The following is a 25,836-nucleotide window of genomic DNA, read 5'->3' on the forward strand; positions in this document are numbered from 1 at the left end:
AATTACCACTCTATACTTTCTATATCTACAGGATTTTCATTCTTTTTAACACTTGCAATTTTCCCGCTCTTAACAGTAATTACTTTATCAGCTATTGGCGCAATTGCAGAGTTATGAGTAATAACTACAACTGTCATATTATATATTTTAGCAGTATCTTTAAGCAGCTTAAGTATTGCTTTACCAGTTTTATAATCCAATGCTCCTGTAGGTTCATCGCAAAGAAGCAATTTTGGATTTTTTGCAATAGCTCTTGCTATGGATACTCTTTGCTGCTCCCCTCCAGAAAGCTGAGAGGGAAAATTATAAAGCCTATGTAAAAGACCAACATTTTTTAATACCTCTACAGGATCCATGGAATCTTTGCATAACTCAACTGCAAGCTCTACATTTTCTACTGCATTCAAATTCTGAACTAAATTATAAAACTGAAAAACAAAACCTATGTCTTCACGCCTGTATTTTGTGAGCTGCCTTTTATCATATCTGCTTATTTCATTACCATCTACAAATATACTTCCCTCTGTTACAAAATCCATGCCTCCTAAAAGATTAAGTATTGTTGATTTTCCTGCTCCGCTGGCACCTAGAATAATAACAAATTCTCCCTTATCTATAGTAAATGAAACATCATCAACAGCTGTAATAACAACTTCACCCATGTCATAGCTTTTTCTTACATTTCTAAATTCAACAAAACTATTCACTTATGTACCCCTTCCTAGTAGTGATATCATGAACATCGGTTCTCTTTTAAATCAAAAAATATTGCTTCTTTTTTATAGAAGCGCATTCTTATTGTAAATCTTTAATATCTAATTTATCTACTATATCAGTATAGAAAATATCAATTAAATTAAGAATAAGTCTTTTTACTTCTGCACCATTACTTCGTTCCTTAACTATAATGGCAATACTCTCAAGAAGGCTGTTTGAAAGAAGATATATAATAAAATTATCCTTAAGCCTTTTACCTTTTAAAGACAACTCATATTGTACTTGTTCTGTTACCATTCTTGTTGCAAAATCAACAAAAATACTTTTACACCCTTCATATTTAGATCCTTTACTTTGATTAAAAAGTATAGAAATCTCTAAATTCTTTTCATTAAATATTTCCATTATCTCATCTAATAGATTATATAATATAGATTTTGACTGCTCGTTAAGCTTCATATTATTAAACTTCTTAACATAATCTATAAATTTATTATAAACAGCTCCAACAATATTATCATGCAAATCTTCTTTTGATTCAAAATATTTATATATATTCCCTACAGACGTATTTGCCCTTTTAGCTATAGTTCTTATAGAAGCGCCTTCATAACCCTTTTCGTTAAATTCTTTTAAAGCTTCTTCAATTATCCTGTTTCGAACTTCATCCTTTTGATATTGCATTAGAAAACCTCCGTTCACTTTTAAATTGTACAAATCTTTATCATACCTGTCAATTAGCTACAATCCCTATTAATTATTTATAATTAATTTAGCTTTCACCTAGAATAAACTCCCAATATATGATATAGTTCAATTATAAGATAATAATATAGAAATTTAGAGGAATAATAATTAATAAATATTTCTCTTTATATATTTATTGATTTGGAGGAATAAGCAAATGGCAATTAAGATTGTTGCAGACAGCAGCTGTGATTTGACAGATGAAATGAAGAAGGAAATGAATGTAGATATTGCTCCTTTGACACTTCAGCTAGGAGATAAATCTTTTATAGATGATGAAAGCTTAGATGTAAAACATTATGTAAAAGAAATGGGTGAATGCGAAGTAGCGCCTAAAACCGCTTGTCCTTCACCAGATGACTATATGAAAAGATACGAAGGACCAGAAAGCGTTTTTGTTGTAACCTTATCTAACCATCTTAGTGGTTCCTATAATAGTGCAGTTCTGGCTAAGAATATGTTTTTAGAGGAAGTAGAAAACAAATTTATTCACGTATTTGACAGCCTTAGTGCTTCCGCAGGTGAAACTGTTATAGTTATGAAAATCAATGAGTTAGCTAAGCTTAACATCAGCGAAGCAGAAATAGTAAAAAAGGTTACAAAATTCATTAAGGAAATGAAAACATTTTTTATCCTTGAAAATCTTGAACACTTAGCCAAAGCAGGAAGATTGAATCCTGTAGTGGCAAAGGTAGCTTCAATGCTTTCAATTAAGCCTATCATGGCTGGCGATGAAGGAACAATCAAGCTTTTTGAAAAGGTGAGAGGATATAAAAAAGCTTTAAGAAGACTCGTAGATATTATAGGAGAAGAAGGAACTAACCTTCAAGAAAAAGTTCTGGGAATTGCTCACTGCAACTGCTTGGAAAGAGCTTTGGAATTTAAAGAAGAAGTGTTGAAAAAGTATAATTTCAAAGATATTGTAGTAGTAGAGATGGCTGGGTTAAGCTCTACTTATGCAGATGATGGCGGAATAGTTATTGCCTTTTAAATAAAAATTAAGCTGCTGAGAATTTAAATTTTCTAAGCAGCTTAATTTTTTACAACTTTAATATTCTTACTATGTTTTCTGTTGCTCTCTCTAAATTATAAGCACCTTGCTTTAAAGCTTCCTCTATAGAAGCGGCTCCTGACATAATTCCTATTATAGAATTAATACCCTTTTTATAAAGCACTTCTGCACCATCTCCAATTCTTCCTGCAAAAGCTATTACAGGAATGCTGAGTTTTTGTGCAGTAGCTGCTACACCAAAAGGAGTCTTGCCAAATATTGTTTGGGAGTCTACACTTCCTTCTCCTGTAAAAACGTAGTCAGCACCCTTCATTTTCTCTTCTAGCTCAGTATATTTTATTACAAGCTCTACTCCTCTTTTAAGTTCAGCATTTAAAAATGCCATAAGTCCTGCTCCAAGACCGCCTGCAGCACCTGCTCCCGGAATATTTTCAATATCTTTATTTAACTCTTTTCTTATTACTTCTGCGTAATGAGCAAGGTTTTTATCAAGCTTTTCTATCATTTCAGAATCAGCACCCTTTTGCGGTCCAAACACATATGAAGCTCCTGTCTTACCTGTCAAAGGATTAGTTACATCACAGGCAACTTCAATAGTAACATCTTTAAGTCTTGCATCTAAGCCTGACAAATCTATTTTATATAGCCTATCTAAAGCTCCACCTCCAAAAGGAAGCTCAACTCCTTCCTTATCTAAAAGCTTTGCCCCTAGTGCTTGAACCATTCCAGCACCACCATCATTTGTTGCACTTCCGCCTATACCTATGAAAATTCTTTTAACACCTCTGTCAAGTGCTGCCTTTATAAGCTGCCCTGTTCCAAAGGTTGTAGTAACAAGAGGATTTCTTTCTTCTTTTTTTACAAGATGAATTCCGCTGGCACTAGCCATTTCTATAACTGCTGTTTTACCATCTCCTAATATTCCAAACATAGCATTAACTTTCTGTTCCTTTGGTCCTGTAACCTCAACTTCTATTGTCTCTCCATTAGTAGCATCTACTAAAGATTGTACTGTTCCTTCTCCTCCATCTGCCATTGGAACTAATATACACTCAGCATCAGGCATTACTTTCTTTATTCCTCTCTCCATAGCTTCTGCTGCTTCTTTAGCTGTCATACTCTCTTTAAATGAATCTGGTGCTAAAACAAATTTCATGATATTTCCTCCTTTTAAAAACTGCCTGAAAATTGCTTGTAAAACTTTCAGGCAGCTGTTACTTATATAATTATCTTAATATTCCATATATAATTGTTGAAACTATAGTCATTGATAATCCTATTATAGACTCATATGGTATAAGCTTTAGTCTTTCTTTCATTTCCATAAATACACTTCCGCCAGTTGCATGGAAAAAGCTTCCGTGTGGAAGATGATCAAGTACTGTTGCTCCCGAATGAATCATAGCTGCAGCTGACAAAGGCTGAACACCAAGCTGTAGTATTGTTGGTCCAAATACTTGACTGCCTACTGCTGTACCAGAAGTTGTAGACGCTGTTGCTCCTGACATTAATATACCTGCCATTGGTGCTAATGCAAAGGCTGGAAGTCCTAAAGTATTTAGTGCATTAATAATAACAGTTTTTAAACCTGAGTTTGCTATTATACCAGCAATTGTTCCAGTACCAAGCAAGAGTATTGCAACTCCACTCATCTTAGCAAGACCTACAGTTGCATATTTATTTATATTCTTTATCTTTCCCATGGCTAAAGCTCCCATTATCCCACCTACAGGTAGTGCTACAAGCGGGTCTATACTTATCTTAAATAACGGCCTTAAAGATAATAATATAATTGCTACAAACGGTCCTACTATAGCAGGAAAAAATCCCGGCTTTTCTTCAGATGAAACTGCAACTTCACTAAGCTCTACTTCTGTACCTTTTCTAACTAATTTCTTAGCCACTATACAAGTAACTGCAAGCCCTACAAGACCTGGAATTATTCCTGCTGCCATAACTGACGTTAACGGCAGCTTAAAACTATCTGATGCTGCAATAGCATTTGGGTTTGGAGACATTAAGTTTCCTGCCTTACCCCCGCCTATCATTGCAATAAGTATTCCTGTTCTTGTTAAATTTGCTCTTTTTGCTATAGCCATTGCAATTGGTGCAACTGTTATAACCGCTACATCAATAAATACTCCTACTGATGTTAATACCATAGTTGCTATAGCTAGTGCTATAAGAGAATTAGATTCTCCCAGTTTATCTACTATTGTTTCAGCGATTTTACCTGCTGCTCCAGATTCGATTAGTACTCCTGCAAGCACACCTGCAGTTAATATTCTTAGTACCGCAGGAATTATTCCTTTTGCCCCATCCATCATTAAAGTAACTGTACCTGGAAGTCCTGCTCCTCCAACTATACCCCCAATAATTCCACCAAGTATTAGTCCATAAGCTGGATGAACTTTTTTAATAATTAATACGATTGCAACTATTAACCCTGCAACTGCTCCTAAGGCTGTAACCTGCATATTTATATCCTCCTTTACATAATTGTTTACATGAACAAATTGAGTACGATTACAAATGTAATTATAAATCTTTTAACAACCTATTTCATTGTTTATTTGTTAAATATTTAATTATTATTTTTTGTTCATTTGCACAATTAATCTAATTTATAAAGTATGCAGGCAGTAAAAAGCTCGAAAAGTCCCAAAAGATTCCTAGGATTTTTTCCTGTAATATCTTCTATTTTCTTCAATCTATAGTTCAAACTATTTCTATGTATATGAAGAGCTTCAGCAACATGGTTTACTTCACCGTTTAAAAGTATATAGGTAGTAAGAGTCTCTATAAGATTTAATGTCTTTGACTCTTCCTCTAGTCTGCTGATTATATGCGAAAATTTATCTCTTTTTAAACTTTTAGATAAAATATCAATAAATGAAATTTCACTATAACTGCAAATATCTTTAGGCAGATTTAGTTTTTCAGCTAAATAAATTGCATTCAATGCCTGTTCTACAGACCTTACCATTACTTTACTATCAATACCTATTCCAATTTTAACAGACCTTTTTAGTTCTTCATATATAAGGTTAACTCTTTTATTAATTTTGCTATCAGCTTTCATAAATATTAATATATTTTCCGGGTTTAATCTAATTACATATTCATTTTCTTGGAGGTATCTTGTTACTTTATCCAAAACTGCTTTCTCATTAGATGTTTTTATAACAACAGCTAAACGGTTAATATTTAAATCGATATTTAATTTAGAAGCTCTATGAACAAAGCTTTCATCATAATCTTCACTTAAATAAGCCCATTGATATAGAAATTCTTCCTTCATTTGTTCTTTAATTCTTCTCTCGTTAAAAGCATATTCCTGATTTATTAAAAGCTCTGCAGTTACTTTTACTATAGATGCAAAAGCCTCAACAATTTTAGGTTCTCCGCTTATGCCTATTACTCCCATTATTTTTTTATCAAAATGTATAGGCATATTTACTCCAGGCTTGGCTCCTCCCTTTGACTCATAAACAGCTATAAGCTTATCTTCTGCAATAGCCTGTGCAGCTCCTTCATGCAAATGACCTATTCTGCTTTTATCCCCGCTTCCTATTATTATTCCTTCACTATTCATGATATTTACGTTATAAGGAATTACGTTCATCATTCTGTCTACTATACTTTGAGCTATTTGTTCTGTAAGTGTTATCATGACACCCTCCACTATCTGAAAAAGCTCCAAAGCTTAGCGCTTCAGAGCCTTAAATATTATTTTCTAGGTTTGGAAACCTCAATTTTAACTTTTCTTCCGCAAAGCTTCCTGCCGCTGCAGTTTTTAATTATAGAATCTACAACCCTTTCTGATACATCTACAAAAGTAAACTTTTCAAGAAGATCTATATCTCCGATATCCTCTCTGTTTGCCCTTGCATACTCATTGAAAAACTGAAGAAGTGTTTTTGGATTTAATCTATCCATTCTTCCTACTGTTAAAAATAATCTCACAAAGTTTGATTCTGCAGCTATATCATTTTCAGTATAATCAAAGCTTACTTCCTTGTTATAAAGTATATTCATAAGAGCTGCTGCTACATCTACAAGGTTATACTCATCATCAAGTTCAGCTGCTAATGGTACAAATCTCTTATACTCTTCCTGCTCTAAAGTTTCCTTTACTCTACCAAAAATATTTTTGTATTTTGCTAGGAATATATCATCAATAGTTGGTATATCTTTTCTTTTAATTTTACTCTTAGTAACTTTTTCAATTTGCTTTAAAGTCATGTACTCCCTTGGAGTAACTAGAGAATATGCAACACCTTCTCTATTAGCTCTTCCTGTTCTTCCTATTCTATGAACATAGGACTCTATATCTTGAGGCAGATCATAATTTATAACATGGGTTACGTTCTCTACATCTATTCCTCTTGCTGCAACGTCTGTAGCAACTAAAAACTCAAGGTTACCTTCCTTAAACTTTCTTAAGGTGTTTAATCTTTGATTCTGGTTCATGTCCCCATGCATTCCTTCTACACTGTAACCTCTTGACTGCATAGCCTCAACTAATTCATCTACACCCTTTTTAGTCTTGCAAAAGATTATTGCTGAAGAGGGCTCCTCCACATCAAGTATTCTGCAGAAGGATTCAAATCTGCTGTTTTGCTTAACTTCATAATAATACTGGCTGACAGTAGAAACTGTCATTGTATTTTTAACAATAGATATATGCTTTCTATCCTCTTTCATATATCTTTTAGAAAGCTTTTTTATTTCATCTGGCATTGTAGCTGAGAAAAGCATAGTCTGCCTGTCTTTATTTGCAGTTTTAACAATTTCCTCTATATCGTCAATGAAACCCATGTCAAGCATTTCATCTGCTTCATCAAGCACAAGAAACTTTATATCACTTAAATCTATTATGTTTCTTCTCATTAAATCCATAACTCTTCCAGGAGTACCTACAATAATGTCTATTCCACCTTTAAGAGCTTTTATTTGTCTTTCAATAGGCTGACCGCCATATACAGGAAGAGTTCTTACTTTTGTGTATTTAGCTATACGCACAAGTTCATCATTCACTTGTATTGCAAGTTCTCTTGTAGGAGCAAGTATAATAGTATGTATTTTTCCATCAATTCTCTCAAATTTGCTTAAAATGGGCGCCCCAAAAGCAAGAGTTTTTCCTGTACCTGTCTGCGCCTGACCTATAGCATCATATCCTTGTAATAAAACTGGTATAACCTCCGCTTGAATATGTGAAGGTTCTTCAAAACCCATATCATCAATTGCTCTAAGCACTCTTTCGTTAAGTCCTAAATCACTAAATTTAACATTTTCCATACTTTACAATCCCTCTTTCAACTTCAGTTACTATATTATAATATAGTATTACTATTTATACAAGAAAATATAAATATGGGAAACTTCTAAGCTGCCTGGAAATTTGACAAAAACAAAAAAAACAGATATTATTTTCATATATTTACTTCACGAAGCATAACTATTTAATAAACCGTTATAAAGAGAGGAGGAGAATATTATATTAAGTTTAAAAAGCTTTTTTACTAAAGCTGCTAAAAACAAATTTATAACCTCTGTCATTTCAATTCTAATAGCATCATTGTTAGCTGCAGTAATATACATAAATTTAAAAACAATTACAATCACCATAGACGGAAATTCAACGCAAATAAAAACTTTCAAGACTACTGTTCAAGCTGCCCTGAAAGAACAAAACATCCAGGTAGGACCTAAGGATAAAATTGAACCAAATTTAAATTCGAAAATATCTAATAATAGTACTATAAATATAATTCGAGCTGTTAACGTTCTACTATCAGTAGATGATAAAGAATTAAATGTGTTAACTTCCGATGAAAATGTAGCTTCTGTTTTAAAAGCAGAAGGAATAGTACTAAGAGAGCAGGATAAAATAAGTCCTTCCATTGACACAAAATTAAGTGAAGGTTTAAAAATTAAAGTAACAAGAGTTGATACAAAAACTTTCACAGAGTCTCAGTCAATAAGCTTTAAAACTATCATTAAGAACGATAATAATCTGGCAAACACAGTAAGAAAGACTACCCAGGAAGGTCAGAATGGAGAAAAACAAATTATAACTGATGTTACATATGAAAACGGAAAAGAAGTGTCTAGAAAAGTTGTAAGTGAAAATATTGTAAAAAACCCAGTTGATAAGATTGTTGTAGTAGGAACCTTACCAGTACTGCCTATAAATAGAGGTGGAGATCCTATTCCTTATACAAAAGTTTTTAAAGCAAGAGCTACTGCATATTCACCAACAGGGGGAGCTACTTCAGCTTACACAGCTTCAGGCAGAAAAGCGGTAAGAAATCCAGATGGTTACAGCACTATTGCAGTAGACCCTTCTGTTATTCCTTATGGTACAAAACTTTTTGTACAAGGCTATGGTTTTGCTATTGCTGCTGATACTGGTTCAGCAATTAAAGGAAACACTATAGATGTTTTCTTCGATACTAAAGCCGAGGCATTAAGATGGGCTGTAAAGTATGTTAATGTTTATGTTTTAAAATGACTCAAATAAAAGACAGACGAATATTTGTCTGTCTTTTATTTTAAATTAACATTAATTTATTGTAAAAATTGTTCAATAATTCTGCCGTCTGCCTCTTTTAATTCTAATCCCATTAGCTTAGCCATGGTTGGAGCTTCATCAATTAAATTCATTTCTTCAACAATTATACCTTCTTTTATTCCCTTACCGCTTGCCATAAATATAGTTGTATAGTCCTTTTTAAAAGGTGAGTAGCCATGAGAAGCTTTTGTCACATGAAGTACATGACCTACTTCCTCAGGATTTATATGTTTAATTATTTCTCCTTCTACACTATCTCCAAAATAATATCCCTTATTTGCTTCAAGCATAAAAGCACAATCAGGGTCTGCTCCTAATTCTTCTGCCTGTTTGCTTGTATATATTGTTTCTATACATTTATGCTCATAATTAAATTTTTCTATTAAGCTATAAATATTCCTTATTAATTTAGCATCGTTTTTATCCTTTACGTATATGTAGGCTGAACCATCACAGTTTTTCATAATTGCTTTGTAGGCTGTTATTTTTAGAGAGTTATCTAAATCTATATAACCATTTTTTCTTAAAAGTACATTCAAGTTTATAATTTTATTTTCATCTAAGCTGCTGTGATCTCCAAGTACTATTATAGTACTATTCTCATACATATCATTTTCTTTTAAAGTTCTAATTATATCTCCTAGCCTTCTGTCATGTCTTTCTAAAGCCTCTCTTGCCTCTTTAGAATTAAAACCATGATAGTGCCTCATAGTATCTAAATCCACATAGTGAACCAAAGTTATGTCAGGTTTCTTTTCTTTAATGGTATGAAGAAGAGATTGATGTACAAAATCATCTAAATAAGGCTGTTTTAAACCTTGTCTTATATGACCAAACTTGTTATTTAAATCAATCTGATAAAGAGGACTTCCATTTAAAAGTGATACCATTATCTGATTTTGCCAAGGCCTGTTAGCAAAAATCTCTGGAAGATTATATTGAATTTTAGATTTTGCCGTAACAGGCCATAATAGTGCAGCAACCTTCATTCCTTTCTTTATTGCTGCATCGTACAAAGTTTCACCTTTTATATATTTTCTCTGCCAATACCAGTCTGGAGACTTTCTATTAGGCTGAAAAAGAGTATTATTAATTATTCCATGGTTCTTAGGATACTTTCCCGTAACTATAGTTGCATGAGCTGGATAAGTAAGTGTTGGATATACACTGTATACTTTTTTGCAATAAGAAGCTTTCATTAAAAATTCTTTAAAACTTGGCAAAGCCTTTATATATTCAAAATCTTGACTTGCCAATCCATCGAAAGAAATAACAATTAAGTGTTTTAATACCCTATCCATTTAAATTATTACCTCATATATGAATATTATTATTTAAATTATATCATACTATTATTAAACTTTTTGTATAATTATAATCATTTTTTCAGCAACAAAAAACCTCATCAAAATTGATGAGGTTTTTTATGCGTTATTTTTCAATTGGCTTCTTAAGTGCCATAATTAATATTGCTGAAACAACTGTACCTGCTGCTAAAGCAATTATATAAGATAATAAGCCTTTTACAACATTTGGTATTAGTAGTACCCAAATTCCACCATGAGGAACTGCTAGAGTTACACCAAATATCATTGTAAGTGCACCTGTTACTGCAGATCCAATCATTATTGATGGAATTACTCTGAATGGGTCTGCTGCTGCAAATGGAATTGCACCTTCAGTTATAAAGGATATTCCTAAAGCCCAAGCTGCTTTTCCAGCTTCTCTTTCCTGAAGTGTAAATTTATTCTTAGCTAAAACTGTTGCTAAAGCTAAACCAAGAGGAGGCACCATACCAGCTGCCATTACTGCTGCCATTATTGTTGATGGCTGACCAGCTGCAATTGTTGCTGTTCCAAAAGCATAAGCTGCTTTATTAACTGGACCACCCATATCAAGTGCCATCATAAGACCTAATACTATTCCAAGTAAAACTGCACTAGTACCTTTTAATCCGTTAAGCCATGCAGCCATAGCATCATTTATTGCCTTTACAGGGCCTCCTAAAACTAAAATCATTATAAGTCCGATTATTAAAGTAGAAAGCACTGGTAAAACTAATACTGGCATTAAACCTTCCATTGTCTTAGGAAGTTTGATGTATTTCTTTAATAAAACCACTACATAACCTGCTATTAAACCTGCTATTAATGCACCTATAAAACCTGAACCAAGCTTATCTGCTAATGCACCGCCTACAAAACCTGGAACTAAACCTGGCCTGTCACCTATTGAATAAGCTATATAACCTGCAAGTACTGGTACCATAAGTCCAAAAGCTGCTTTTCCTGTTGAAAAAATTGTTTCTCCAATTGTTCCTACATTTTCATAAACATATATTCCACCAAAAGCGAAACCTAAAGCTATTAATATACCACCAGCTACTACAAAAGGTATCATAAAAGATACACCTGTCATAAGATGCTTGTAAAAACCTTTTCTAGATTCTTTCTCCTGAGCCTTTATTCTATTAACTTCTTCTGTAAGGCTTGCTGAAGGTTTAGCCTGAATTGCTTTATTGATAAGTCCTTTAGCGTCCTTTATTGCATCTTTAACTGAAACCTCAACAATAGGCATACCTGCAAATCTTGACTTGTCTACATTAGTATCAGCAGCTATTATTACTGCTTTAGCATCTTTAAGGTCTTGTTCTGAAATAACGTTTTCGGCTCCTACAGAACCTTGAGTTTCTACTTTGATCTCATGACCAAGCTCTTTTGCTGCCATTTGAAGAGCTTCTGCAGCCATGTAAGTATGGGCAATTCCGGTAGGACAAGATGTCACTGCAACAAATTTCATAATAAATCCTCCTTTTATTTATAAAAATTTTTATATTTAGGTAAACATCCTGCAGTATAATATAATAAGAAAAATTCCGTTTAGTTTTCCGCAAGATGTTTACCATTAAATATCAGATTAATTATTCAAAAACTTTAATAAACTCTTCAAAGCTTTGTGCATTAAATAACTGCTCTCTGATATCAGAATGCATAAGCTTTCTTGATATTTCACTTAATGCTCTTAAATGTAAATCGCTGGACTCTTGTGGCACACCTATTAAAAAGAAGAGATGAGCTGGCTTATCATCCATTGACTGATAATCTATTCCCTTATCGCTTCTTCCAAATACTATAGAAGCCTCTTTTACAGCATCGCTTTTACCATGAGGTATTGCTATACCCATACCTATTCCTGTTGAAAACTCTTCTTCTCTTTTTAGTACAGCCTGTTTAAACTTATCCTTATCTATAACCTTACCATCAGCTACCATCATATCTATAAGTTCATCCAGTACTTCGTTTTTTGTTGAAGCTTTCAAATTAAAATTAACTCTTTCTTTAGAAAACATATCCTTTGTGCTCATTTACAGTTACCTCCATGTTAATATAATTTTACATCAACTTTATTTATTAACTGCTCTACTTGACTTATAGTGCATGCTTCTGTGCCTTCCAAAGATACTGCTGCTGCTCCGCTAGCATTTGCAAATTTTAATGTATCTACATCATTAAGACCATTGATTACACAGTATACTAATGCGGCTACCATAGAATCGCCCGCACCTACTGTACTTTTTACAGGTACTTTTAACCCTTCACATTTATATACTTTATCCTTTGTTACATAAATTGCTCCCTTTTCTCCTAAGGATACAAGTATCTTTTCTATTCCATCTTCAATAAGTTTTTTTGAAACGTTAATTATAGTATCTTCAGATTCATCTTGAAGATTCATAAGTTTGCTTAATTCATGTATATTAGGCTTAATAATATCTGGCTTTTCTTTAAGTCCAGCTTCCAAAAGCTTACCTTCTGCATCCAGTATAGTTGCTGCCCCTTTGAGCTTTGCTATTTTAATTAATCTTGCATATATATCTGTAGGTATTGAAGGACTGCTTCCGCCGGATAAAACTACTATGTCTCCCTTGCTGCAAATACTTTCAAAAGTTTTAATAAATTCATCAAGTTCTATGCTGTCAATAAAAGGACCAGCTTCGTTTATATCTGTATAAACTTTATTTACATTGTCAACCACTTTAACATTGGTTCTTGTACTCTCTTTAATTTTAATAAATTTAGAACTTATACCTCTTGCTTTAAGTTCATCCTGAAAGTATTTTTCCCATACTCCGCCTAAAAATCCTGTACATATAGAATCTATTCCAAAGTTTTTTAAAACCTTTGATACATTTATACCTTTTCCTCCAATATCGTGTCTTATACTAGATACTCTATTTACACTTCCTAGGGTAAAGTTATCAATGGTTAAGGTCTTATCAACTGCTGGATTTAATGTTACTGTTATTACCATATATCCTAACCACCTTTATACAAATTTATTTTATTATGATTTCAACTCCTGCATCTTGAAAATCCTTAATAACTGCTTCATCCAAATCATTATTTGTTATTATAGCAGTCACAGCTCTGATAGAGCAGATTACTGAAAAACTTACCTGATTGAATTTTGAACTGTCAGCAACAATAAAAACCTTATTTGCTACATTCATCATTGCCTTTTTTATTTGAGCCTCAGTAAAATTCGGAGTAGTTATACCTTCTTCCAGAGAGATACCATTAGCTCCAATAAAAGCTTTATCTACTCTGAAGTTTTTTAATGTAACTTCACCGGTATGTCCAACCATAGCTCTAGTATTTTTTCTTAAGATGCCTCCGGTAACAATAAGTTCTACATCATCCCTGTTTGAAAGTACTGAAGCAATATCGATTGAATTTGTTACAACGGTAATATTTTTTGCCTCAATGGATTTTGCAATTTCCAGAGTTGTTGTACCTGAATCTAAAATTATAATATCTTCATCTTCAATCATTGATGCTGCTATTTTAGCTATTGTAGTTTTTTCTTCATGTTTTTTATCTTCTTTTTCCTTAAATGTAGGTTCAAAGCTGGTTTTTTTAGCTTCTACAGCTCCTCCATGAGTCCTCATGAGAAGTCCTTTAACCTCCATATCCTGAAGGTCTCTTCTTATTGTAGATTCTGACACATTAAAAATCTCTGCCAGCTCATTAACCTTTATACTGCTTTTTTGTTTTAATAATTCTACAATTTTTTCTTGCCTTACCTCAGCAAACAAATTAACCACTCTCATTTTTGATTATTTATTCACATTTATGATTATTTATGATTATAAAGCATATTGTATTCAATGTCAATACGTTTTCACGCATATTTCTACTAAATTTTCATTTATTTTTACAATTTTATAAAACTATCATAAATATGCACAAATGTTCAAAATAATCAATTTGAACATATTTTAAAATTAAAGTTCTTTTGTAATAGATTTATATTTATAAACTTATTATCTGCAAATTTATCTTTTTTATTTTACTTATGTGCAATTTAATTTTTTCATTTTAACTAAATTAATATCCTGAATTATATATAAAAAAATGGTTATCCTAATATGTAAATATTTGTTATAAGTGAAGGTATTAGATATGAAACTATTTTATAGAAAGATAATAATTACTATTGCTGCATTATGCTCAATTTTGTTTTTTTCTATTACCTACAGCAAGGATAAAGACACATCGGAGAAACCTGAACTTAAATTTAGAAATGATGGAACCTTTAAAATAATTCAATTTGCAGATATTCAAGATGGTGCCGATATCGATAAAAGAACTATTGCTCTTATGGAAAGAATTTTAGATTATGAAAAGCCTGACCTTGTGGTTCTTACTGGTGACAATATAGACGGCAGCTGCAAATCCGAGTCAGATGTTAGAAAAGCTATTGATAATATTGCTAAGCCAATGGAAACAAGACATATACCTTGGGCTGTGGTTTTTGGAAACCATGATACTGACCACGGAAAAATGAGCAAGAAAGAAATGATGAAGGTGTATATGTCCTATCCTTATAATATAAGTCAGGAAGGGCTTAGCAATTCTGATAGAGTAGGAAACTATAATCTTCTTATAAAAGCTTCCAAAGGTTCTGCTCCTGCTTTTAATATTTATATGCTTGACTCAGGAGGCTACCTAAGCGATACGAAAGAATACGACTGGATTAAACCAAATCAAATAGCCTGATATAAAAGCACAGCAGATAAATTAAAAGAACAATATAATAAGACAATACCTGCTTTGATGTTTTTTCACATTCCTCTTCCTGAGTGGAAAAAGGCATGGGACAGTGGTAATGCCGTTGGAGAAAGAAACGAAGAAGAATCGGCTCCAAAAGTTAATTCCGGACTTTTTAACGAAGTTTTAAAGTCTGGAGATGTTAAAGGAATATTCGTAGGACATGACCACACAAACGACTATATTGGAGAACTTAATGGCATCAAACTTGGTTATTCTAGAAACATAGGCTACGGTACTTACGGAAAAAATGGATTTTCACGAGGAGCCAGAGTATTTCTAATCAACGAAGCTAACCCTTCAAGATTTAATACTTGGATGAGGCTTGAATCAGATTTTTAAAAATATCCTGATTTTCTTATACTTATAACTGCATTTTTTACAATAGCATATATAGGAACTACTGCAAAAGCTGCATAAGGCCCTGCTACAGCTATTGCTCCTATTACAAGAAAAATGTCAGTTAAAGGATGTATTTTCATGGTTTTAGCCATGATTGTAGGAACCACAATCCTTCCTTTTAATGTCTGCACGATGATAAATAAAGCGACAAGCTTTAAAAACATAGCTGTACCCATGCTTATAGCTATTACCACAGGAATTATCATGGAGATAAAGAAACCTACAAAAGGAATAAAAGCAAGAATAAAAGTTATTGCAGACAGAAGTATAGCATTAGGTAAACCTATGATTTTATAACCTGCAAATATCATTAAACTTAAGCATAATGCCACCTTTGCCTGACCTATAACATAATGGTTAAGTATGCTGTCACTATCTGAAATTATTTCATCAGAAATTTTTTTATACTTCTCCGGTATTAAAACAAGTAATTTTTCTTTAAATTTATGACCATCTTTAAGCATATAAAACACAATAATTATTATAACGAAAATTATAGAAAATGTATTCATAAAATATGCTCCAACTCTCATAAAGCTTCGCCCTATATGCTGCACATAGTTTTTAGCCATACTAGCCAGCAATGAGTAAACTTCATTAATATTTATAAACTGATTAATAAAACTTACAACCCCATCCATCTGCTTCTTATCATTAATAATAACTGATAATTGCTGCACAAGCTGTCTGAATTGTCCATAAGCGTACCTGCTAAAATACGCTGTGATGCCGCCTAAAACAAACATACAAATTACTAAAGTAAGAAGACTTGCTTTACCTCTTTTTATACCTTTTTTTATAAAAATATTATTAAGAGGTCTTATTAAATAGAAAAAAAGTACAGAAATAAACAGTGGAATTAAAAATGTTTTTATAGCTGCTACTGTTAATCTTTGAATACAATTTATCTTTCCTAAAAGTATTAAGGATATCAATATTAAATTTATAACAACAAAAATATAAATTAATTTTTTACATATAAATAACATTCATTTCAACCCCCTTGTAGCAGTTTTAATAAAACACAAAGTTCATAATAATATTTTTTCTAAATATGGACATTTAAATACACTGATTGCACTAAAAAAACTTCCTCTGAAATTTGAGGAAGTTTTTCAATATTACTGTCCATTGGCTTTTAAAATATTTGCTTGATGAACCGGATCAACTACTGGATCGCTGTGACCTACTGAATTATAGAAATACAAATCACAATGACCTGCCATTCCATTTGTTATGCTGTCTGTTGAACTATGTGGCATTCCCGTTAAACTAACCGCCATCTGATAGCTTGTCCCACCTTTTGTAAAACTTAATACCATTGGTCTTTTTTTAGTCCAAGACCAAGTTCCGTATATCGACTGCATTATATTTGTATCTTCTTGAGTTAAAGTTACAATATCGCTATGGTTTGAACCTCCGTAATATCTTATGTTGAAAGTTTTTCCTGTAGCTAAATCCTTAAGTGTCCCTGTGGTTCCTACAGTCCATAATCTCATTGCATTTTCCCATGTATAAATATCACCAAAACTATTGTTTACTCTCGCCTTCATCATAGTTATGCCAACAGGCTTAACTATTGATGTGGAGTTTACTGGAATTGTTAAAATCTGTCCAGGCATAACATAATCTGTAACTAACATGTTAGTTTTAATAATAGCCTCTACTGATGTACTATATTTTTTTGCAAGTGTCCAAAGATTATCTCCAGATACCACCTTATAATTTACAGTCTGAACTGATGGTGTCTTAGCTGTAATTTCTGCTATATTTAATACTTGTCCAACATAAATAGCAGAACTGGTTAGATTATTTAGCTTCATCAAATTATCAACAGTTATCCCATATTTTCTTGAAATAATCCACAATGTTTCCCCTGAAACAACCACATGAATTGGAGCTACCTTTAAAGTTTGTCCAATACTAATTATGTCTGATGATAAATTATTCCACTTCTTTAAATCCTCTACTGATACATTAAAGCTGCGTGAGATTTTCCATAGAGTATCTCCTGCTGCAACCTTATATGTAGTTACTGCTGCACTGGCAGCTTCAGATAAAAATCCCCCTGCAAAAATTATAGCCGATACTAACACTGAAAGCAGCTTTTTTTTCATGTTATCCTCCTTAAAATCGACACATTTTTCTTACAATTTAATTATAATCGATTTCGCGGCAAAAATAACTAAGAAATTTATGGTATTTATAGAGGCTTTATATTTTTTCACTCTGTATATAATTATGTATATCTTCTCTTAGCTGCAGCTTCCCCATTTTAATATCTGAATTTACCTTCTGAATTATTATTATAGATAAAATTACAATAATTATTAGCTCAATTATTATCTTTATTTTTCTCATAATTTTAATTCTCCCTACCTTTTAAACAACCTCTTGTATAAAATTATAAATAGCATTCCTTACAAATATATAATGCAATTATTAAGATTTTCTTAATAATTATTATTCATATGTAACAGCCGTTTATAAAAAATTCATACAATATCTGTTGTGAACATAAATTATATATGTTAAGTTATAATTAATAAGATACACAACTTTAAAAAGATTAGATTTGACTTTTAAAGGAGGATTTTAAATAGTATGAAAAATATATTCAATAAAGCTGCCTACTATTTCAGAAATTCCTACGGCTTTGATAAATTTTCCAAATACCTCTATATTGCAGGTCTTATACTTACATTTGGAAAGCTTACTGCTATATTTGGATATGCCTTAATTATTTATGGAACTTGGAGGGCTGTATCAAAAAATAAATATAGAAGATATCAGGAACTTTCAGTATTTGAAAATTATCTTTTAATATTCAAGCAGAAATATTATAGATATAAATCCTCTATTATAGATTTTCCTAAATATAAAATATTTAAGTGCCCAAATTGCTCTCAAAAACTTAGAGTACCTAGAAAAAAAGGAAAACTTATTATCACTTGCAAAAAATGCGGTACTGAGTTTAGAGGCAAATCCTAAAAGAATTTTGTGAAGAAAAAATATAAACAGTTAAGCCAACCGCTAATTTTACAAGCAGCCGGCTTAACTGTTTTATTCTGCTCTTGATTTTAAGGCTTCAGCCATAGATATTTTGTTTATTTTCTTTCTGCTTAAAAATTTTGACAATTCATAGGTTAGGTATATTATAACGAAACCAACCAGAACATAAATGTAATTTATTGTTACTTCAAAAGATATGCTCATATCTTTTGTCACAGATTTAAACATAGCACTCAAAGAAAAAATAAGTATAGGTACTCCTAAAACATACCCTAGTACAACCATAAAAGTTGAGCTGTTCAAAATTAAAGAATAAACTTCCTTTTTCCTATAGCCAAACACCTTCATAAGAGAAATATTTTGTTTATTTTCTTCTATAATAAGTGAAGTTACCACATATATGACTAATAATCCAATAGTAAAGGCCATAAAAGCAACACCGCCTATAACAGCTTGAAGAGGCTTAGTTAATGTATCAAAGGCACTTTTTAATTCATTAGAAGTTACAACAGTTAATAATTTATTTTCCTCTATATCAAGCTTCTCTGTGCTCCAAAGTCCCATATAGATGTCTTTTTGGTATCCTAGCAAGTTGTTCAATCTATCTATAGGAATATAAATATATTGACCTACATAACTTTCAGCAATATTATCTATGGTTATATTGAACTCCTTTGAGTCCAGCCTGTTAATCAAATTAATTGTGTCTTTTGGTTTAAGGTTAAGTTTATCAGCTAAGGGTCTTGTAATAATTACTTTATCAGATTTTAACATATTACCCGCTTTATCCTTAAAAGAGATATACTGAGAGTCAGCACTTACTCCATACACCGTAAAATTAATCTTATTATCATTTTTTAATAAAACCGGTATTTCAGAAAAAGCTTCACCCTTTTGCGGTTTACCCTGCTGAACCGAATTAAATACATATTGATAATTATATTTAAAAGCTTCATTAAAAGAATCCTTAATTAAAGTATCCATGGAGCTTTTTGATGCAAAGCCCATAAGCAGCAGCATGGTGGCCATAATAATACCAAGTAGAAGAAATAAACTTCTTGGAATACTTCTAAGCTGTTCTCTAATAACAAATTTTGTCTTGAATTTCAACTTATCAAGCTTAATGTTTCTTTCTATAAATCCAACTTTATTATTTTCGCTTCCGCCTTTAATAAGTTCAACAGGTGAATACTTTAACGACTTATTTACTACAAAATAACTGCAGACTACTAGAAATATTATAGGCAGCAGAATACCTGCTATTACATATTTTACACTAAAATTTAGAATACCTACGGGCATATTAAAGTAAGATATATAAAAATTTATCATAGGTTTTAAAGTTATCATTCCAAGTATAGTCCCAACTATTCCTCCTAAAAGAGATATAGTAAAGGGATACATAAGATAATGTTTCATTATATTCTTTTTCTTGTAACCTAAAGCATAAAGAGTTCCTATAATAACAGACTCTCTTTTAAGCATTCTCCACATAACTATACTGGTAAGTATACAAGTAAGAAATAGAATAACTGCAGGCATAGAAGAACTCACTTTATCAATTCCTTTAAGTTTTGCAGTTACATATGTTACTCTTGGATTATCAGCTATGTTTAGCCAGTTAAGAATTATTATATTTTCACTTCTTAAATATTTTTTAAGCTCGGATATTTTATCGTCGATAGAACTTCTGTCTCCATTAAATCTTATAGCATAAAAACTATTCCCTCTGTTAATACTACTAAAGTCAGATTTTCCTATCACTGCAATACCAAAACTGTTAGAATCGTTCATTATATCTGATACTGCTTTTAATGGATATATATAGTTTGGCATAGAAGCAAAGCCTGATATAGTAAAATTACAATCATATATTTTTATATTATCTCCAAGCTTTAATTTATTAGCCTTTGCAAAGGAAGGATCAATAAGAATATCGCCGCCCTTTAAAGTTTTACCTTCAATTATAGCCGGTATATTTACTTTTGTATTTTCACTAAATATTCTAAGTGTCTTATCCTTTGATATATAGTAATCAATAAACTTTGTTTCTTCAATGCTTGCATTAAATTTCTCTTCTAAAGCTTCAATATTATTTAACTTTTGATTAATCATAAAACTTGCGTCTTCTTGTTTATAATCATTCTGAAAAGATAAGCAGATTTTTGTAATATTAATAGAAAGCAGGTTAAACAAAGTAAAAACAAAGCAGCTTAAAATAATAAGCACTAAGGAACCAATATACTGAGACTTATTCTCAAGCATAGTTCTTTTAATTTTCTTATTTATAATCATTACCATTCAATCCTTTCTGCAGGCATAATTATATTATTGACTATGCACTCTACAATCTCACCGCTTCTAACCTTATAAACTCTGTTTGCCATTGCACTGATTGCATTATTATGTGTTATCATAAGTATAGTTGTACCATATTCCTTGTTAATTTTTTCAAGAAGCTTCAGTATTTCTCTAGAGGCTGCAAAATCAAGCGCACCTGTTGGTTCATCACATAATAAAAGCTTTGGATTTTTAACAATAGCTCTTGCAATAGAAACCCTTTGCTGCTCTCCACCGCTTAGTTCCCTGGGAAATCTATGCTTTTTGTCAAGCATTCCTACAGCTTTTAGAACTTCCTCAGTATCTAACGGTGAGTCACTTATGTTTGAAACTACCTCTATATTTTCTCCAACAGTAAGATTAGGTATTAAATTATAAAACTGAAATATAAAACCTATTTTTTCTCTTCTGTAATCTGTAAGCTTGTTATCATTTAATTTAGTAACTTCAATATTATCTACAAAAACATCACCTGAATCGCTTCTGTCAACTCCTCCTATAATATTAAGAAGAGTAGATTTGCCAGAGCCAGATGGACCAAGTATAACTCCTATTTCCCCTTTATTAAGTTCCATTCCTACGCCCTTTAAAACTGTTGTTGTTACTTCGCCCGTTTTATAGCTTTTCTTTAAATTTTCAACTTTTAAAAACATTTATTTAACCTCCCTTTAAAATAATCATTTTTTAAAAAGCAGCAAGACATAATAATATAAGTATATTATGTCTTGCTGCTTTTATTATAAATTATTCTTTTTGTTTAACATTTAGTAAATCTAAAAAAAACATAAACATTGGTATCCCAAGCAATAGCCCCCACACCTTCATAAAATGCTCAGAAACTATTAATACAATAAATATAATAAACACAGGAAGCTCAGTTTTTGACGCCATGAACTTAGGATTAAGCACATAGCTTTCTAAAGCATGCAAAGCAGCTATCATAATAAAAACATAAACTATTTTCATTATTCCACCCTGATTAAAAGCAATAATTGAAAGAGGCACAAGTGATGCAATAGTACCTGCTACAGGTACTAAACTGAAGAAAAATATCATAACTCCAAGCCCTAAAAGCTGTTTGAACCCTAAAATTCCAAGGCCTATGACAGAAAGAACGGAATTAGTTAAAGCAATAAGTATTTGGGCTTGAATTACTTTTCCAAAGGAATTTAAAAAATTCACACCAAAATAATGCAAATACTTATAAAAGCCGCTTATTCTGCTTTCTTTAAATCTATGCATAAATTCTACAACTTTATGCTTTTCAAGCATAAAGAACATACTAAGCATAAGTGCTATAAATACATTTATACTCCATTTTCCAATATTTGCTGCAAGCTGAAGCAAAAAGGTTACTCCACCTTTTGTATAACCTTTAACATCTATCTGTTCAAACACTGGAACTAAATATTTTTGTATATGTATATTAGACATATAATCAAAATCAGAAATTTCACCAATTATGTTAATTATTTGATTAATTACAACAGGTATATATTTATATATGAAAAAAGTTATTAATGTAGCAAAAACCAGATAAAAAACAACCGTTACTATTACATAATTCAAAGGAATAATTTTACCTAGCTTTCTCATAACCAGATTTTGCATACTATAAATAAGATAGGTAAATAAAAATGTTAAAAGGAATAAATTTATCATGCCTTTCATGAATATAAAAATTATAACTAACGAAAGAAGAACTAATATTCTTTTAGTTATGTCCTTTTCTATTATAGATTGAAAAAATCCCATCTTCAAACCTCTCTTTAGCTAAAGATTGTAAAAAAAATTCATAATTATATTGTAATTGTTTTATAAAATTCTTGTCAACATGATAAAATTTGACACACAATATTTAATTACTACTCATTTAGTGCAAAAAAGAGACTCCATTAATATGGAAGCCTCTTTTTTAAAAATTATACTTTGTTAAAATTTCCTCTGAAATTCTTTTTAAATCATTTATAGTACCATTGTTTACAATAAGTTCATCGCATAAATTATTAATTATATACGGAACTTCCGATTCTGTATTATGTTCAAAGCTGCTGTTTTTAACTGTAACTTCCCCATCTCTTGCAATAAGCCTTTCCCTTCTTACCTCTTCGCTTACCTTAATTCCTACAACTAAATACCCTTTAGTTTTAAAATAGTGCAAGTCTGTTAAAGTACGCCCGCCTACAATAATAGAAAGCTCTTCGTTTCTTATTATTTCTAGCTGCTTAAGAAGTGTCATCTTATAATCATATTCTTCTACCGTGCTATTATCCCAACCATACTTATCCTGCCATCTTTCATATATAAGCGCAAGTATGTAGTCGCACATAATATTATCATCTAACTCTCTAAGCTTATCTGCAACTGTTTGACCTATATATCTTTCACGGCCTCTCCACATTGGATTTACTTTAGATACCTTCATCATTTCTCTGCATAATACGCTCATTTTATAAATCTTTGCATTTTCTCTCAAAGCACAAAACTGCTCTGCAAGAGTATCCTTTCCAGCACCCATTTCCCCAAAAATTACTATCCCATTAAAGACTTTGTCCATTTGAGTTCCCTCCAGTATTCTTATCCTATAGAATTTTACCATATATATTTTAAATAATCTACTTTTTAGAAAAAATAAGTAAAAATTGAGAATATTAATTCTCTTCCTTTTTTACTCTTCTTGTAAATTATTTTTAACTAAAAGTTTATTACCTAATTCAACCTTTTTAAACAAACCTGATTTCCCTTCAATAACCATTTGAGCCTTTTCTATAGGCATTATTATTTTTCCAGCTTGTAAACTTTCAAGCTTCTTAATAACTCTCATCTGTTCATCAAGAAATAATACATCAATAGAAAATTTCATAAAAAAAGTATGAATACTATTGCAAGGATTAAATAATATAGCCTCATAATGAGGCTTTTTTCTAAACATATATCCTGAAAATCTTTTTAAAAAAGTATCTGCTATATATACTTCTGCCAGAATTTCTCCATTATATACTAAGCTCCTAACCATTGCTTCACCTCTTGCTGAATACTTCAATCATTCTTATTACAGCTGGTCCTAATATAATTACAAATATAGCCGGAAAGATAAAAAATATAAGAGGAAACAGAATTTTAACAGGAGCTTTCATAGCTTTTTCCCTTGCTGCCTGCTTTCTGTGCTCTCTTAAATTTGCTGACTCTATCCTAAGCACTCTACCTAAACTTACTCCTAGCTCATCTGCTTGAATTAATGATGTAACAAGCATAGAAAGTTCTCTTACATCACAGCGCTCGCTCATATTTCTTAAAGCAGTTTTACGTTCTATTCCCATTCTAATTTCTTTAAGAGCTTTTGCAAATTCATCACAAAGTTCACCGCTAATATTTGCTACCACCCTGGCCATAGCTCCATCAAAGGACAATCCCGCTTCAACACTTACAGTAATTAAATCAAGAGAATAAGGAAGATCCTTTAATATTTTGTACTTTCTTGTTTCTATTCTTCTTGATATATAGAAATTAAAAAACACATTTACGCATAGTATCATAAGAATTGCAAGTGTAAAAGCTTTTAAAATATTAGTGTCTATTGTAAAAGACAGCAGTCCCATTGTAACTCCGGCACATAATACTGTCATACTTTTTATATAGAGCCACTTTTCTGTAGTTCTGTTTTTTAATAACCCTGCTCTGTCCAGCCTTTTGCTAAATACCTCCAGCTTACTGCTTGGGGTAGCTTTCAATAGAAATTGACTAAAAGAATTATAAAAAGGTCTAAGCATTCTTTCAGAAAAGCTTTTGTTCTCAGTATTTTCTTCATTTACTGTATGAATATCTTTAAGCTGCTTAATTCTCTTTTCTACAGCTATTTTATTACCAGTTAAATAGGTTAAAACACCGTAAGTTAACATAAATATAAATATAAAAAAGATAAATACAGCAATATAAATCATATCAGCCTCTCCTACATATCAATGTTGACAATTTTTCTTATCATAAAAAAACCTGCTATTTCGCTAATAAAAGCCGCTATAACCATACCTATTCCAAGTGGAGTAGTAAACAAAAGAATCATATATTCTTTATTAAAAAGATATATAGCTACTCCTAGCACAATTGGAATAAGCCCTACAATAACTCCTGAGAGCCTTCCCTGAGCAGTTAAGGTTTTTAGCTCATTTTTAATCTTTTGTCTTTCTCTAATAGTTTCTGAAATATTATCAAGTATTTCAGATAAGTTACCCCCTATATCTTTCTGTATCAATATGGCATTCATAACAAGCCTTAAATCTTCCGATTCCATTCTTCCAAGCAAATTTTTCAACGCATCTTCTTCTGATATACCTAGACTCATTTCCTTAAGAAGCTTTTTAAATTCCTTTGAAAATGGAGCTTTTGTCTCTTCTGTTACTACAGCTACTGCCTGAAGAAAGGAATAGCCTGCCTTAAGGGAGTTAGAGATTATAGTTATACCTTCATTTAGCTGACTGTCAAAAAGCTTTATTCTTTCCTTTTTTTTATTAGCTATTATAAGCTTAGGCACATTCCAAATTAAAATAAAAACTATTGGAGGAACAATGTAATCTTTAAAAACTGCAAATATTAAAAAAGCAAAAGCAGAAGAAAATAATATTTTTAAAACTAATAGTTCTTCTACAGTAATCGGCATATCAGCTTTTATAAGATCTGCTTCAAGCTTTTTAGCTTGACTTTTATTTAGCTTAGCTTGAGGAATTATATTAGCTAGAAGCTTTAGGGGGCTAACCTTGTTTTTCTTATTGTTTTCATATTTTTCTCTTAAGGCATAATCTTCCTCAAAGTACTTCAGCTTATCTATCGGATTATCCTTATTAAAAAGCTTGAAAGCTAATGCAGTTATAAATGTCCAAATAAATAAAAAGATTAAACCTACTGCTGCATATATCATCCTC

Annotated in this window: 26 protein-coding genes; 5 read left to right on the forward strand and 21 right to left on the reverse strand. The window is 31.6% G+C overall.

Annotated elements, in window-relative coordinates:
* Window positions 1–2: 2 nt before the first annotated feature.
* Together M2651_RS04120 and M2651_RS04125 are read right to left on the reverse strand one after the other, a co-directional pair.
* Complete coding sequence (locus M2651_RS04120; RefSeq protein ID WP_350338289.1) at window positions 3–707, reverse strand: ABC transporter ATP-binding protein; 705 nt, start codon at window positions 705–707, stop codon at window positions 3–5.
* 88 nt (window positions 708–795) lie between these two features.
* Window positions 796–1,401, reverse strand: coding sequence for a TetR/AcrR family transcriptional regulator (locus M2651_RS04125; RefSeq protein ID WP_252131076.1), 606 nt, complete (start codon window positions 1,399–1,401; stop codon window positions 796–798).
* A 220-nt stretch (window positions 1,402–1,621) separates the two neighbouring features.
* Here M2651_RS04125 and M2651_RS04130 point away from each other — a divergent pair, with 220 nt between their 5' ends.
* A complete protein-coding gene (locus tag M2651_RS04130) occupies window positions 1,622–2,455 on the forward strand; it encodes a DegV family protein (protein WP_252131077.1) in 834 nt (277 codons plus the stop codon).
* Window positions 2,456–2,504: 49 nt separating this feature from the next.
* On the opposite strand, the gene M2651_RS04135 is transcribed toward M2651_RS04130, so the two are convergent.
* The 4 genes from M2651_RS04135 to M2651_RS04150 form a co-directional block, all read right to left on the reverse strand.
* A complete protein-coding gene (locus tag M2651_RS04135) occupies window positions 2,505–3,632 on the reverse strand; it encodes a glycerate kinase (RefSeq protein WP_252131078.1) in 1,128 nt (375 codons plus the stop codon).
* Window positions 3,633–3,702: 70 nt separating this feature from the next.
* Entirely contained in the window at window positions 3,703–4,959 is a 1,257-nt protein-coding gene (locus M2651_RS04140) for a GntP family permease (protein ID WP_252131204.1), read from the reverse strand.
* Window positions 4,960–5,090: 131 nt separating this feature from the next.
* On the reverse strand, window positions 5,091–6,149 hold the full coding sequence (locus tag M2651_RS04145; protein ID WP_252131079.1) for a CdaR family transcriptional regulator: 1,059 nt from the start codon (window positions 6,147–6,149) through the stop codon (window positions 5,091–5,093).
* Between the two features lie 56 nt (window positions 6,150–6,205).
* On the reverse strand, window positions 6,206–7,777 hold the full coding sequence (locus tag M2651_RS04150) for a DEAD/DEAH box helicase (RefSeq protein WP_252131080.1): 1,572 nt from the start codon (window positions 7,775–7,777) through the stop codon (window positions 6,206–6,208).
* Between the two features lie 280 nt (window positions 7,778–8,057).
* On the opposite strand from M2651_RS04150, the gene M2651_RS04155 reads away from it, so the two are divergent.
* Window positions 8,058–8,993 carry a resuscitation-promoting factor gene (locus M2651_RS04155; RefSeq protein WP_252131081.1) on the forward strand — a complete coding sequence of 312 codons (936 nt, stop codon included), beginning with the start codon at window positions 8,058–8,060 and terminating at the stop codon, window positions 8,991–8,993.
* A gap of 56 nt (window positions 8,994–9,049) precedes the next feature.
* On the opposite strand, the gene M2651_RS04160 is transcribed toward M2651_RS04155, so the two are convergent.
* The 5 genes from M2651_RS04160 to M2651_RS04180 form a co-directional block, all read right to left on the reverse strand.
* Window positions 9,050–10,354 (reverse strand): alkaline phosphatase family protein, encoded by a 1,305-nt coding sequence (locus tag M2651_RS04160; protein WP_252131082.1) that lies wholly within the window; start codon window positions 10,352–10,354, stop codon window positions 9,050–9,052.
* Window positions 10,355–10,484: 130 nt separating this feature from the next.
* Complete coding sequence (locus tag M2651_RS04165) at window positions 10,485–11,852, reverse strand: PTS fructose transporter subunit IIC (RefSeq protein WP_252131083.1); 1,368 nt, start codon at window positions 11,850–11,852, stop codon at window positions 10,485–10,487.
* Window positions 11,853–11,973: 121 nt separating this feature from the next.
* Window positions 11,974–12,417, reverse strand: a complete 444-nt coding sequence (locus M2651_RS04170; protein ID WP_252131084.1) for a PTS sugar transporter subunit IIA — start codon at window positions 12,415–12,417, stop codon at window positions 11,974–11,976.
* A gap of 17 nt (window positions 12,418–12,434) precedes the next feature.
* Window positions 12,435–13,364: a 1-phosphofructokinase gene (gene pfkB, locus M2651_RS04175; RefSeq protein ID WP_252131085.1), complete on the reverse strand. Its 930-nt coding sequence runs from the start codon at window positions 13,362–13,364 to the stop codon at window positions 12,435–12,437.
* A 25-nt stretch (window positions 13,365–13,389) separates the two neighbouring features.
* Window positions 13,390–14,148 (reverse strand): DeoR/GlpR family DNA-binding transcription regulator, encoded by a 759-nt coding sequence (locus M2651_RS04180; protein WP_252131086.1) that lies wholly within the window; start codon window positions 14,146–14,148, stop codon window positions 13,390–13,392.
* Between the two features lie 367 nt (window positions 14,149–14,515).
* Between M2651_RS04180 and M2651_RS04185 the strand changes: the two genes are divergently transcribed.
* Both M2651_RS04185 and M2651_RS04190 read left to right on the forward strand, forming a co-directional pair.
* The gene (locus tag M2651_RS04185) at window positions 14,516–15,112 is read left to right on the forward strand and encodes a metallophosphoesterase (RefSeq protein WP_252131087.1); all 597 of its coding nucleotides are present in this window, start codon (window positions 14,516–14,518) and stop codon (window positions 15,110–15,112) included.
* Window positions 15,113–15,166: 54 nt separating this feature from the next.
* Window positions 15,167–15,505: a metallophosphoesterase family protein gene (locus tag M2651_RS04190; RefSeq protein WP_252131088.1), complete on the forward strand. Its 339-nt coding sequence runs from the start codon at window positions 15,167–15,169 to the stop codon at window positions 15,503–15,505.
* Here the strand turns inward: M2651_RS04190 and M2651_RS04195 are convergent.
* The 3 genes from M2651_RS04195 to M2651_RS04205 form a co-directional block, all read right to left on the reverse strand.
* Window positions 15,502–16,554 (reverse strand): AI-2E family transporter, encoded by a 1,053-nt coding sequence (locus M2651_RS04195; RefSeq protein ID WP_252131089.1) that lies wholly within the window; start codon window positions 16,552–16,554, stop codon window positions 15,502–15,504. The genes M2651_RS04190 and M2651_RS04195 overlap by 4 nt on opposite strands.
* 132 nt (window positions 16,555–16,686) lie before the next feature.
* Window positions 16,687–17,682, reverse strand: coding sequence for a LysM peptidoglycan-binding domain-containing protein (locus M2651_RS04200; protein WP_252131090.1), 996 nt, complete (start codon window positions 17,680–17,682; stop codon window positions 16,687–16,689).
* Window positions 17,683–17,779: 97 nt separating this feature from the next.
* Window positions 17,780–17,926 carry a hypothetical protein gene (locus M2651_RS04205; protein WP_252131091.1) on the reverse strand — a complete coding sequence of 49 codons (147 nt, stop codon included), beginning with the start codon at window positions 17,924–17,926 and terminating at the stop codon, window positions 17,780–17,782.
* Window positions 17,927–18,169: 243 nt separating this feature from the next.
* Between M2651_RS04205 and M2651_RS04210 the strand changes: the two genes are divergently transcribed.
* Window positions 18,170–18,556, forward strand: a complete 387-nt coding sequence (locus M2651_RS04210) for a hypothetical protein (protein ID WP_252131092.1) — start codon at window positions 18,170–18,172, stop codon at window positions 18,554–18,556.
* A gap of 72 nt (window positions 18,557–18,628) precedes the next feature.
* On the opposite strand, the gene M2651_RS04215 is transcribed toward M2651_RS04210, so the two are convergent.
* The 7 genes from M2651_RS04215 to M2651_RS04245 form a co-directional block, all read right to left on the reverse strand.
* Window positions 18,629–20,872 (reverse strand): ABC transporter permease, encoded by a 2,244-nt coding sequence (locus M2651_RS04215; protein WP_252131093.1) that lies wholly within the window; start codon window positions 20,870–20,872, stop codon window positions 18,629–18,631.
* Window positions 20,872–21,570 carry an ABC transporter ATP-binding protein gene (locus tag M2651_RS04220; protein ID WP_252131094.1) on the reverse strand — a complete coding sequence of 233 codons (699 nt, stop codon included), beginning with the start codon at window positions 21,568–21,570 and terminating at the stop codon, window positions 20,872–20,874. Before M2651_RS04220 ends, M2651_RS04215 begins: the two co-directional genes overlap by 1 nt.
* A 91-nt stretch (window positions 21,571–21,661) precedes the next feature.
* Window positions 21,662–22,672, reverse strand: coding sequence for an AI-2E family transporter (locus tag M2651_RS04225; RefSeq protein WP_252131095.1), 1,011 nt, complete (start codon window positions 22,670–22,672; stop codon window positions 21,662–21,664).
* A gap of 160 nt (window positions 22,673–22,832) precedes the next feature.
* Complete coding sequence (locus tag M2651_RS04230) at window positions 22,833–23,474, reverse strand: nucleoside/nucleotide kinase family protein (RefSeq protein WP_252131096.1); 642 nt, start codon at window positions 23,472–23,474, stop codon at window positions 22,833–22,835.
* 111 nt (window positions 23,475–23,585) lie between these two features.
* A complete protein-coding gene (locus M2651_RS04235) occupies window positions 23,586–23,933 on the reverse strand; it encodes a DUF192 domain-containing protein (protein WP_252131097.1) in 348 nt (115 codons plus the stop codon).
* Window positions 23,934–23,937: 4 nt separating this feature from the next.
* The gene (locus M2651_RS04240; RefSeq protein WP_252131098.1) at window positions 23,938–24,858 is read right to left on the reverse strand and encodes a type II secretion system F family protein; all 921 of its coding nucleotides are present in this window, start codon (window positions 24,856–24,858) and stop codon (window positions 23,938–23,940) included.
* Window positions 24,859–24,869: 11 nt separating this feature from the next.
* Window positions 24,870–25,832 carry a type II secretion system F family protein gene (locus tag M2651_RS04245; protein WP_252131099.1) on the reverse strand — a complete coding sequence of 321 codons (963 nt, stop codon included), beginning with the start codon at window positions 25,830–25,832 and terminating at the stop codon, window positions 24,870–24,872.
* Between the last annotated feature and the right edge of the window lie 4 nt (window positions 25,833–25,836).

This window comes from Clostridium caldaquaticum, from assembly GCF_023806125.1.
Taxonomy (GTDB): Bacteria; Bacillota; Clostridia; order Clostridiales; family Clostridiaceae; genus Clostridium_AT; species Clostridium_AT caldaquaticum.